Source organism: Acinetobacter equi, from assembly GCF_001307195.1.
GTDB lineage: Bacteria > Pseudomonadota > Gammaproteobacteria > Pseudomonadales > Moraxellaceae > Acinetobacter > Acinetobacter equi.
On the sequence record NZ_CP012808.1, the window covers coordinates 1,426,793 to 1,438,110 of the forward strand.

7 protein-coding genes, 6 tRNA genes and 1 rRNA gene are annotated in these 11,318 nt (G+C 38.7%); 11 read left to right on the forward strand and 3 right to left on the reverse strand.

Features of this window, described 5'->3' with window-relative positions:
• Positions 1 to 52: 52 nt before the first annotated feature.
• From secA to AOY20_RS06705, 8 genes are all read left to right on the forward strand, one after another.
• A complete protein-coding gene (gene secA, locus AOY20_RS06670; protein WP_054581142.1) occupies positions 53 to 2,761 on the forward strand; it encodes a preprotein translocase subunit SecA in 2,709 nt (902 codons plus the stop codon).
• Positions 2,762 to 2,894: 133 nt separating this feature from the next.
• Positions 2,895 to 3,191: a hypothetical protein gene (locus AOY20_RS06675; RefSeq protein ID WP_054581143.1), complete on the forward strand. Its 297-nt coding sequence runs from the start codon at positions 2,895 to 2,897 to the stop codon at positions 3,189 to 3,191.
• Positions 3,192 to 3,352: 161 nt separating this feature from the next.
• The gene (gene argJ / locus AOY20_RS06680; protein ID WP_054581144.1) at positions 3,353 to 4,573 is read left to right on the forward strand and encodes a bifunctional glutamate N-acetyltransferase/amino-acid acetyltransferase ArgJ; all 1,221 of its coding nucleotides are present in this window, start codon (positions 3,353 to 3,355) and stop codon (positions 4,571 to 4,573) included.
• A 130-nt stretch (positions 4,574 to 4,703) separates the two neighbouring features.
• The gene (gene nadA / locus AOY20_RS06685; RefSeq protein ID WP_054582553.1) at positions 4,704 to 5,771 is read left to right on the forward strand and encodes a quinolinate synthase NadA; all 1,068 of its coding nucleotides are present in this window, start codon (positions 4,704 to 4,706) and stop codon (positions 5,769 to 5,771) included.
• 149 nt (positions 5,772 to 5,920) lie between these two features.
• Positions 5,921 to 5,997 (forward strand) — tRNA-Pro (locus AOY20_RS06690).
• A 42-nt stretch (positions 5,998 to 6,039) separates the two neighbouring features.
• A tRNA-Arg gene (locus AOY20_RS06695) sits at positions 6,040 to 6,116 on the forward strand.
• Between the two features lie 33 nt (positions 6,117 to 6,149).
• Positions 6,150 to 6,225 (forward strand) — tRNA-His (locus tag AOY20_RS06700).
• Between the two features lie 17 nt (positions 6,226 to 6,242).
• Positions 6,243 to 6,319 (forward strand) — tRNA-Pro (locus tag AOY20_RS06705).
• A gap of 107 nt (positions 6,320 to 6,426) precedes the next feature.
• Here the strand turns inward: AOY20_RS06705 and yfiB are convergent.
• Genes yfiB through yfiR form a run of 3 tightly spaced genes read right to left on the reverse strand, consistent with a single transcriptional unit; the run spans position 6,427 to position 8,623 of the window.
• Positions 6,427 to 6,903 (reverse strand): outer membrane lipoprotein YfiB, encoded by a 477-nt coding sequence (yfiB, locus tag AOY20_RS06710; protein WP_054581145.1) that lies wholly within the window; start codon positions 6,901 to 6,903, stop codon positions 6,427 to 6,429.
• Positions 6,904 to 6,918: 15 nt separating this feature from the next.
• Positions 6,919 to 8,121: a diguanylate cyclase DgcN/YfiN gene (dgcN, locus tag AOY20_RS06715; protein ID WP_054581146.1), complete on the reverse strand. Its 1,203-nt coding sequence runs from the start codon at positions 8,119 to 8,121 to the stop codon at positions 6,919 to 6,921.
• A gap of 1 nt (position 8,122) precedes the next feature.
• Positions 8,123 to 8,623: a regulatory sequestration protein YfiR gene (gene yfiR / locus AOY20_RS06720; RefSeq protein ID WP_081403368.1), complete on the reverse strand. Its 501-nt coding sequence runs from the start codon at positions 8,621 to 8,623 to the stop codon at positions 8,123 to 8,125.
• A gap of 530 nt (positions 8,624 to 9,153) precedes the next feature.
• On the opposite strand from yfiR, the gene AOY20_RS06725 reads away from it, so the two are divergent.
• The 3 genes from AOY20_RS06725 to AOY20_RS06735 all read left to right on the forward strand — a co-directional run bounded on the left by AOY20_RS06725 (position 9,154) and on the right by AOY20_RS06735 (position 10,942).
• Positions 9,154 to 10,691, forward strand: a 16S ribosomal RNA gene (locus AOY20_RS06725).
• Positions 10,692 to 10,752: 61 nt separating this feature from the next.
• Positions 10,753 to 10,829 (forward strand) — tRNA-Ile (locus AOY20_RS06730).
• Between the two features lie 37 nt (positions 10,830 to 10,866).
• Positions 10,867 to 10,942: transfer RNA gene (locus tag AOY20_RS06735), tRNA-Ala, on the forward strand.
• The last annotated feature ends 376 nt before the right edge of the window (positions 10,943 to 11,318 follow it).

The following is an 11,318-nucleotide window of genomic DNA, read 5'->3' on the forward strand; positions in this document are numbered from 1 at the left end:
TGATTGACAAAAAACTTATTCAATTGACAAGCAAGATTTAGAGAGTCTATTCATGTTGGCAAGTCTGATCGGAGGAATCTTCGGTACTAAAAATGAGCGTGAACTTAAACGCATGCGTAAAATCGTTGAAAAGATTAATGCGCTCGAGCCGACGATATCAGCCTTAAATGATGCAGACCTGTCTGCAAAAACTGAAGAATTCAAACAGCGTCATAAAAATGGCGAAAGCTTAGATAAATTAATGCCAGAGGCATTTGCTGTTTGTCGAGAAGCTGCAAAGCGTATCATGGGTATGCGTCATTATGATGTACAGCTCATTGGTGGTATTACACTTCATGAAGGTAAAATCGCAGAAATGCGTACTGGTGAAGGTAAAACGCTCATGGGTACTCTTGCATGTTATTTGAATGCGATTAGTGGTGAGGGTGTTCATGTTATTACCGTGAACGATTATTTAGCACAGCGTGATGCTGAGTTGAACCGTCCATTATTTGAATTTTTAGGATTAAGCATTGGTATTATTTATTCAATGCAAGATCCAATGGAAAAATCAGAAGCATATAAAGCAGATATTACATATGGTACAAATAACGAATTTGGTTTCGATTATTTACGTGACAATATGGTGTTCTCTTTAGCAGAGAAAAAGCAACGTGGCTTGACTTATGCCATCATTGATGAGGTGGACTCAATCTTAATTGATGAAGCCCGTACACCATTAATTATTTCTGGGCAGAGTGAAGACTCTTCTCAACTATATGCTGCAATTAACTCAATTCCAGCTAAATTACGTCCTCAAAAAGAAGAAAAAGTGCCAGATGGCGGTCATTTCTGGATTGATGAAAAGCAACGTTCAGTTGAAATGACTGAAGTTGGTTATGAGACTGTAGAGGCAGAACTTATTGCAATGGGGTTGTTGGCTGAAGGTGAAAGCTTGTATTCGGCTGCGAATCTTAATTTGGTTCATCATGTTTCAGCAGCAATTCGTGCACACTTTCTTTTCCAACGTAATGTTCACTACATTATTCACGAAGGCGAAGTGATTATTGTTGATGAAAATACTGGCCGTACAATGCCTGGTCGTCGTTGGTCAGAAGGTTTGCATCAAGCTGTTGAAGCCAAAGAAGGTTTAGAAATTCAACCAGAAAACCAAACATTAGCAACAACGACTTTCCAAAACTATTTCCGTTTGTATAAAAAGCTTTCAGGTATGACAGGTACAGCCGATACTGAAGCTTCGGAAATGAAAGAAATTTATGGCTTAGATGTTGTTCTTATTCCAACGCATCGACCAATGGTACGTAAGGATTTAAATGATTTAATTTATTTGAATCGTAATGGTAAATATTCTGCAATTACTAAAGAGATTCAAAGTATTCAAGAGTCTGGTGTTGCACCAATCTTAATTGGTACAGCAACGATTGAAGCATCTGAAATTTTATCAGATAAACTTCGTCAAGCGGGCATTGTTCATGAAGTCTTGAATGCAAAACAACATGAGCGTGAAGCAGATATTATTGCGCAAGCAGGTGCACCACGTGCCGTAACAATTGCAACGAACATGGCAGGTCGTGGTACAGATATTTTACTTGGTGGTAACTGGAAAGTTCTACTCTCTAAAATTGAAAATCCAACACCTGAAGATGAGCAGCGTTTAAAAGATGAATGGGAGGCAAACCATGAAGCGGTATTAGCTTCAGGTGGTCTACACATCATTGGTTCAGAACGTCATGAATCACGTCGTATTGATAATCAGTTACGTGGTCGTGCTGGTCGTCAAGGTGACCCTGGTGTTTCTCGCTTCTTCTTATCTTTAGAAGATGATTTAATGCGTATTTTTGCGGGTGATCGTATCATTGCGATGATGCGTGCAATGGGCTTAAAAGAAGATGAAGCAATTGAACATAAAATGGTTTCTCGTTCAATTGAGAATGCACAACGTAAAGTAGAAGCACGTAACTTTGATATTCGTAAGAACTTATTGAAGTACGATGATGTAAATAATGAGCAACGTAAAATTATTTATTCACAGCGTGATGAAATCCTTGCGGCTGAGTCACTACATGACTACATTGAAGAAATGTATCATGATGTAATGTCAGGTATGATTGCAAATTATATTCCACCAGAGTCTATTCATGATCAGTGGGATATTCCTGGTCTAGAACAAGCTTTACATGAAGATTTAGGTATTTCACTTCCAATTGGTAAATGGTTAGAAGAAGATCGTCGCTTAGATGAAGAGGCATTGGTTCGTCGTATTACTGATGAAGTACTGAAACGCTATAATGATCGTCGTGAGCAGATGGGGCCAGAATCTTCTGCAATGCTAGAAAGACACTTCACATTAGGTTCATTAGATCGTCATTGGAAAGATCATCTTGCTGCAATGGATTATTTACGCCAAGGTATTCACTTACGTGGATACGCGCAAAAGAACCCAGAGCAAGAGTATAAAAAAGAAGCATTTAATTTATTTGTAAATATGTTAGGTGTGATTAAATCAGATGTTGTGATGGATCTATCTCGTGTTCATGTTCCAACTGCGGAAGAATTGGCTGAATTAGAAGCACAGAAACAAGCGCAAGCACAGGCAATGCAATTCAATTTATCTCATCAAAGTCTTGATGATGAAGTTGATGGTGAAGCTGTAGAACGCTCTAATTCAGATGCTCAGCAAGTAATACCACCAGTAAGCCGAAACTCACCATGTCCATGTGGTTCAGGTCAGAAATATAAACAGTGTCACGGTAGAATTTAATTATTTTATTAAAAAAGGCAGGATTTAATATCCTGCTTTTTTTAAGAGAAATTTGATAATTATTTTATTACTATGGAATTTTTTCAAATTAAATGTTATTAACTCTCCTATTGAGAATTAAGACGGATGATCAATGAAAAAATTAATTAGTACTTTGTTATTAATAACTATAGTTATTCCAATATCTGCAATTGCAAATCCAGCAGCACAACAAGTTCCAGTAAATAATGGACAGGTAACATTAGAAAGCCCTAGAACGGGAATTCAATATACTATTCCAAATCCGGATCAAAGATCTGTTGTAATGCAAACACAAGCGATTGAAGCAGCTAACTCAGTTACAGCAGATCGTATTATTGCTTCAAACCCAGCATTATCAATTGAAAGTCAAGAACAAGCGAAACAAGCATTGGTTAATCTAACTAAATAAATTTGTTAAGCGAGTGTGAAAAAAGCTAGACCAAGTGTCTGGCTTTTTTGTTGCTTAAGGATGTGGGATTAAAATTACATTTGCTAAAAGCTAGGAGCTACTCGATTTTTTTATCATTTTGAACTAAGCTCTATTTTTAATAATCTGAATTGGATATAAAAATGGCAGTTGGTGACGTATCTATGCCACAGATGCATGTGGTTAAAGGTGTAAAAATTGGTACCGCGGAAGCGTATGTGCGTTATCAGAACCGACGTGACCTTGTTATTTTCGAATTTTCAGAAGGCACACAAGTTGCTGGTGTATTTACACAAAATGCATTCTGTGCAGCACCTGTTCATTTATCTAAAGCACATTTGCTTGCTGGAAACCCACGTTACTTAGTTATTAATACAGGTAATGCGAATGCAGGTACTGGTAAAATTGGTATGCAAAATGCAGAAGCAACATGTGCAAAGCTTGCTGAATTGGCAAATGTTAAAGTAACAGAGATTTTACCATTTTCAACAGGTGTTATTGGTGAACAATTACCAATCGAGCGTCTTGTAAAAGGTTTGCAACCAGCCTTAGATAATCTAAATGAAAATGCTTGGTTGGATGCCGCAACAGGTATTATGACCACAGATACTACACCTAAAGGTGCATCAGAACAGTTTGTTCTAGATGGTGTTACTTATACCATGACTGGCATCTCTAAAGGTGCAGGCATGATTCGTCCTAATATGGCAACGATGTTGAGCTATGTTGCTACAGATGCACCGATTAGTCGTGAACTTGTTCAATTGTTATTAAAAGAAACTGTCAATGTTTCTTTTAATAGAATAACTGTTGATGGTGATACATCTACGAATGACTCATGTATTTTTGCTGCAACAGGTCAAGCAGGTGGCATTGAAATTAACTCAGTAAATGATGCTCGTTATTCTGTTGTATTGGGTGTACTTACACGTGTAATGAAGCGTTTAGCACAACTCATTGTTCGTGATGGTGAGGGTGCAACTAAATTTATCACCGTTGCTGTAGAGGGTGGTGCAAATACACAAGAATGTTGTGACATCGCTTATAGTATTGCTCATTCACCTTTAGTTAAGACAGCGATCTTCGCTTCAGATCCAAACTGGGGACGTATACTTGCTGCAATTGGTTACGCAGGTGTTCCAAATTTAGATGTTGAAAAAATTCAAGTTTGGTTAGATGATGTACAAATCTGTAAAGATGGTGGTGCAGCAGAAGATTATACCGAAGAAGCTGGTGCTCACGTTATGTCTCAATCAGAAATGACCATTCGTGTTGATTTGGGACGTGGGGATGCTAAAGATACGGTTTATACTTGTGACCTATCTTATGATTATGTGAAGATCAATGCAGACTATCGATCTTAACATTCTTTGATTAAAAGCCTCCTTTAAGGAGGCTTTTTTATATCAGAATTTTTTTACTAACTGGTCAATTTTATTGATCAGTATTGAGGAATCTACCCCAGGTATGGGCAAAAGGACAGAGAAGATCATGATGAATAATGCGACGAATTTAATTGCAAATGAAGCAAAATCAATTGTACAAGCGCATTTAGATCGACTAGGCGAGCCAAAAGTGAGCTTAATGAGTGAAGAAATAAAACAACGGAAGTTTGAGCAAATTCAAGCAGAACTAAAAAAAAGAAATGCAGTATTAGTTGCGCATTATTATTGCGATCCAGAGGTACAAGAACTTGCAGAAATTACTGGTGGATGTGTATCGGATTCTTTAGAAATGGCACGCTTTGGTCGAGATCATGAAGCACAGACATTGGTGGTTGCTGGTGTCAAATTTATGGGAGAAACAGCAAAAATTTTATCTCCTGAAAAAACAATTTTAATGCCAACTTTAGAGGCGACATGCTCTTTAGATTTAGGCTGTCCTATTGATGAATTTACTCGATTTTGTGATGAACACCCAGATCATACAGTTGTAGTGTATGCCAACACATCTGCAGCAGTTAAAGCACGTGCGGATTGGGTGGTAACATCGAGTTGTGCTGTAGAAATTATTGAGCATTTAGATAGCTTAGGTGAAAAAATTATTTGGGCACCTGATCAGCATTTGGGGCGTTACATTCAGAAGAAAACAGGTGCTGACATGTTGCTTTGGGATGGAGCTTGTATTGTTCATGAGGAATTCCGTGCACGTGGTATTGATAAGATGAAAGCGCTTTATCCTGATGCGGCAGTACTTGTTCATCCCGAATCACCAGAATCGGTTATTGATATTGCTGATGCAGTGGGAAGTACATCTCAATTGATACAAGCTGCACAAAGACTTCCGAATGAAAGGTTGATTGTTGCTACTGATCGTGGAATTTTTTATAAAATGCAACAAGTAGTACCACATAAGATTCTTATTGAGGCGCCTACAGCAGGGGAAGGGGCTACATGTAGATCTTGTGCACATTGTCCATGGATGGCAATGAATGAATTAGATGGTATTTTGAATGTTTTGCAAAATAATGATCAAGAAATCTTTGTTGATCCTGCTTTAGGGGAGAAGGCGAAGCTACCTTTAGATCGAATGTTGAGCTTTAGCGCAAGCTTGAAACGTTAAATTTGAACAAAAAATACCTAAAATGCTTGATAAATATACGGTTGAAGCATTTTTTTAAATTTTTTTAAATATAGGTGTTGACGTCTCGCTGCGTCGCGCCTAGAATGCACACCGTACCGCACGATATGCGATACGAAAGCTGAGATGAACGGAGCATAGCACAGCCTGGTAGTGCACCTGGTTTGGGACCAGGGGGTCGTAGGTTCGAATCCTACTGCTCCGACCAATTCCTCAAGGCGAATCGCATGATAAATATATCATCGGTCATGCGCCTGTAGCTCAGTTGGATAGAGCATCCGCCTTCTAAGCGGATGGTCACAGGTTCGAATCCTGTCAGGCGCGCCATTTGGTAGCTTGGTATATTAGAGCCAAATAATGGTGGATGTAGCTCAGTTGGTAGAGCCCTGGATTGTGATTCCAGTTGTCGCGGGTTCGAATCCCGTCATTCACCCCAACTTTTATAGTTGAAATCGGAGCATAGCACAGCCTGGTAGTGCACCTGGTTTGGGACCAGGGGGTCGTAGGTTCGAATCCTACTGCTCCGACCATTTAAAAGATCCGCTTAAGTGCGGTTTTTTTATTTCTGAATTTTATGTAAACAAAAAAGCTCCATATTATTTTGGAGCTTTTTTATTGAGTAAAAAGTAGTTTTTGCTTAAGGAATAATAACAATGTTTACTCTGCGATTAACTGCTCGCTTTTCAATGTTATCATTGTTGCTTAGGGGTTGAGTTGCTCCTCGTCCTATAGTTTGAATATCTGAACTGCGGAAGCCATGTTGAACAAAGACTTCTTTGACTGTCTCTGCACGTTTTTTGGATAAAGCATGGTTGTATTCAGGGGTGCCTATATTATCTGTATGACCAATGATTTTTAGTCGTTTTAAATCATATTTTTTCAATGTTTCAGAGAGTTGCTCGATTTGAGAGATTTTACTTTCATTAATTGTTGATTTGTTGAATTCAAATAATAATTGTTCTGGTAATGCTAGGCTCCAGCCATCTTCAGTAAGATTGAATCCTTCTTTCTGTAATAGTTGTTTTTGCTTGCTCGATAAGCCTTTAGTCGCACAAGCAACAAGTATTAAACCGATTAAAGCGAATGAGAAAATTTTTGTAAATTGTTTGAGCATAAGGTCGAATCCTAATTAAGATGCAATAAACCAACGCTTAGGCAGTATTTTTGCTTTGTACATAGAACTATCGGCTTCAGCTATAAGGGTTTCTGGTGTTGTAAACAGTTTTCCTAATGCTATACCAATACTAAAACTGAAATAAATTTCTTGATCTGAATGAATAATTGGTTTTTTACATGTATTTAGAAGATTTTCGCAAATTAAGATCAAATTGTCTTTATTTTTTACGTTATACAATAAAACTGCAAACTCATCACCTCCAATACGGGCAATAAAGTCATCAGATCTTAAACTGGATCTGAGTCGAATAGCCATTTCTTTTAGGACAGCATCACCAGCAAGATGACCAAATTTATCGTTAATCTCTTTGAAGTTGTTATTGTCTATGAATAATAGAGCAACATTATCATTCAGATGGTGATTAAAAATATAAATTAATTTTTCATTAAAATAGTTCCTATTGGGGAGTTGGGTTAATTCATCATGGTTAGCTCGATGAGATAGTTGCTGATTTTCTGTTTCAAGTTGTTGGTTTGATAATTGAATTTTTGCAAGCAATTCATTAAAAACAAATGTAATTTTATTTAATTCGGAAATATTAGAGTGGGGAAATCGTAGACTGTAGTCTTTGTTGCTACTGATTATTTTTGCTGTTTCAGCAATTGGACTTATAGAGTGCATTAAATATTTATAAATGGAATTCACAGACCAAAATAAAATGATCAGTACGAATAAGAATCCTATGCATAGAAAAATAATTATTTTTTTAAAAAATTCGATATGAGTTGATGAGTTTCCGTAAACAATTAATTCACCAAAGTTTTGATTATTGTGTTGTATCTTTAATCGAATTGGGTCGCTAAAATATAAATTATCTAAAATGGATTGAAGCTGAAAGGGTGTTGATTCATATTGCATTGCTTGTGAGATTGTATTTCCATTAGTGTCAGCAACTGAAATTGAGCGAATAGGATACTCTTTTGTAAAATTTTTTAGAATTTTATCAATCGTGGATTTGTCATTAAAAACAACAGCTGGCTGTATACGCTCACTGAGTGCTTTTGTTAGAACTGTGATACTACGTGTGGCGTAAGTTTCTAGAGTGAAGCTAGCAACCAATACAAAAATAACACTACACAGAAAAAAAGTTAGTCCAAAAATAGCCAGTTGAGATTTTTTAAATACATTATGTAAGGAAGTCGTTGTATTTTTCATACTATTGCTCCGATTCCTTTGCGAGTAATAAAATACGAGGATCAATATAAACTCTCGATTGATTTACACTTTCTAGATTTATTTTAAAGGAAATTTGGTTTTTCTTTTTATAAAGGCAGATAGCACTTCCTACCTCACAATGGAGGTTGTTTGTACTAATGGATAATGCGGGAAAAGTAACATGAGAATTAAGAATAAATTGTTCTTCTTTTGGAGTGGATCCTGAAAAAATAATAACATTACAATTTGTTTTTTTTATTTCACTTATAGAAACATTTTTTATTCGGTACTTATTGTAGCTATTAGATGCTTTAGTTAGTTGATCTGATAGGGGAGGATTATTTAGTGTGCATATCATGGGTGAAGGGGTATTAATTTTAACATAACTTAATATTGAATAAATTGTATTTGCTGTATTTGTAGAGTTTGCATAAATAGATGTGCTTAAATTTAGAGCGGAAGAAAATAAAATAATAAAGGGTAATTTGGAGGATGACTTCATTGTTTTTATTGCAAGCTTGATAATTGTTTAAATTATGTTCAAATATAGCATAGAATTATTATTATTTTCCACTATCAACTATATTTATGCGTGAAAAACAACATTTTTGCTTATAAATCACGCAAACGCACATTATTTTCAAAAAAAATAAAGAAAAGGTGTTGCAACGTATAGGAAATGCTGTAGAATGCACATCCATCGGCGGTGATGAAGATTAAAACTTCTGATAAAACAGCAACTTAGCACAAAGTGTTGGGGTTGTGTTTTAGAAAGAAAGTTTAAAATAATTTGAATTACTAGTTGACTTTCTGGAAATAGAGAGTAATATAGCCGACCTAGCTTGCTACTGACGAAGTAGTAAGAAGATCATTAAGAGATTATGAAGAACAACTTGTGTGGATTTTTACTAGTTGATCAATCGAATATATTTTCATTGATTGAATGGTAGAAATTACTCGAAGTTTATTTGAGAAATATTTGTCAGAAAATTGATGAGCCAAGATTGGTAGCCATAAGCTACTACTGATTTTAAACTGAAGAGTTTGATCATGGCTCAGATTGAACGCTGGCGGCAGGCTTAACACATGCAAGTCGAGCGGGGGAAGGTAGCTTGCTACTGGACCTAGCGGCGGACGGGTGAGTAATGCTTAGGAATCTGCCTATTAGTGGGGGACAACGTTTCGAAAGGGACGCTAATACCGCATACGCCCTACGGGGGAAAGCAGGGGATCTTCGGACCTTGCGCTAATAGATGAGCCTAAGTCGGATTAGCTAGTTGGTGGGGTAAAGGCCTACCAAGGCGACGATCTGTAGCGGGTCTGAGAGGATGATCCGCCACACTGGGACTGAGACACGGCCCAGACTCCTACGGGAGGCAGCAGTGGGGAATATTGGACAATGGGCGCAAGCCTGATCCAGCCATGCCGCGTGTGTGAAGAAGGCCTTTTGGTTGTAAAGCACTTTAAGCGAGGAGGAGGCTACTTGGATTAATACTCTGAGATAGTGGACGTTACTCGCAGAATAAGCACCGGCTAACTCTGTGCCAGCAGCCGCGGTAATACAGAGGGTGCAAGCGTTAATCGGATTTACTGGGCGTAAAGCGTGCGTAGGTGGCCAATTAAGTCAAATGTGAAATCCCTGAGCTTAACTTAGGAATTGCATTCGATACTGGTTGGCTAGAGTATGGGAGAGGATGGTAGAATTCCAGGTGTAGCGGTGAAATGCGTAGAGATCTGGAGGAATACCGATGGCGAAGGCAGCCATCTGGCCTAATACTGACACTGAGGTACGAAAGCATGGGGAGCAAACAGGATTAGATACCCTGGTAGTCCATGCCGTAAACGATGTCTACTAGCCGTTGGGGCCTTTGAGGCTTTAGTGGCGCAGCTAACGCGATAAGTAGACCGCCTGGGGAGTACGGTCGCAAGACTAAAACTCAAATGAATTGACGGGGGCCCGCACAAGCGGTGGAGCATGTGGTTTAATTCGATGCAACGCGAAGAACCTTACCTGGTCTTGACATACAGAGAACTTTCCAGAGATGGATTGGTGCCTTCGGGAACTCTGATACAGGTGCTGCATGGCTGTCGTCAGCTCGTGTCGTGAGATGTTGGGTTAAGTCCCGCAACGAGCGCAACCCTTTTCCTTATTTGCCAGCGGGTTATGCCGGGAACTTTAAGGATACTGCCAGTGACAAACTGGAGGAAGGCGGGGACGACGTCAAGTCATCATGGCCCTTACGACCAGGGCTACACACGTGCTACAATGGTCGGTACAAAGGGTTGCTACCTCGCGAGAGGATGCTAATCTCAAAAAGCCGATCGTAGTCCGGATTGGAGTCTGCAACTCGACTCCATGAAGTCGGAATCGCTAGTAATCGCGGATCAGAATGCCGCGGTGAATACGTTCCCGGGCCTTGTACACACCGCCCGTCACACCATGGGAGTTTGTTGCACCAGAAGTAGGTAGTCTAACCGCAAGGAGGACGCTTACCACGGTGTGGCCGATGACTGGGGTGAAGTCGTAACAAGGTAGCCGTAGGGGAACCTGCGGCTGGATCACCTCCTTAACGAAAGATTGACGATTGGTAAGAATCCACAACAAGTTGTTCTTCATTATGATGTATCTGAGGGTCTGTAGCTCAGTTGGTTAGAGCACACGCTTGATAAGCGTGGGGTCACAAGTTCAAGTCTTGTCAGACCCACCATGACTTAGAAAGGTACATTGAATCTAAATGATAAGCTGGGGACTTAGCTTAGTTGGTAGAGCGCCTGCTTTGCACGCAGGAGGTCAGGAGTTCGACTCTCCTAGTCTCCACCATGTATTTGAATGAATACATAGTAAGCAAACAGTTGGATAGCTTATAGAGCTTAGTGATAAGGTGGCGTATAATGCGCGGCATTGTTATTAATCTCTGTGATTTATCACAGTTGACTGCGATCTGACGAAGACGTAGTGAATCATTAACAGAATATATTTGAGTTGAAATAATTTGTTCATACTCGTTAAAAGGAAGACTAAAGAAGTAATTCTGAAGTTGACTGATTAAATGAGTTACTAGCGAAATTAACTGAATCAAGCGTTTTGGTATATGAATCTAATTGAAGCTGTACTGTAGTTAAATCTACAAAACTCTAACTGTGGCGATTAAGTTCGCAACGCAACATTTTCACTTGTAGGAAATGGGCGACTGTTT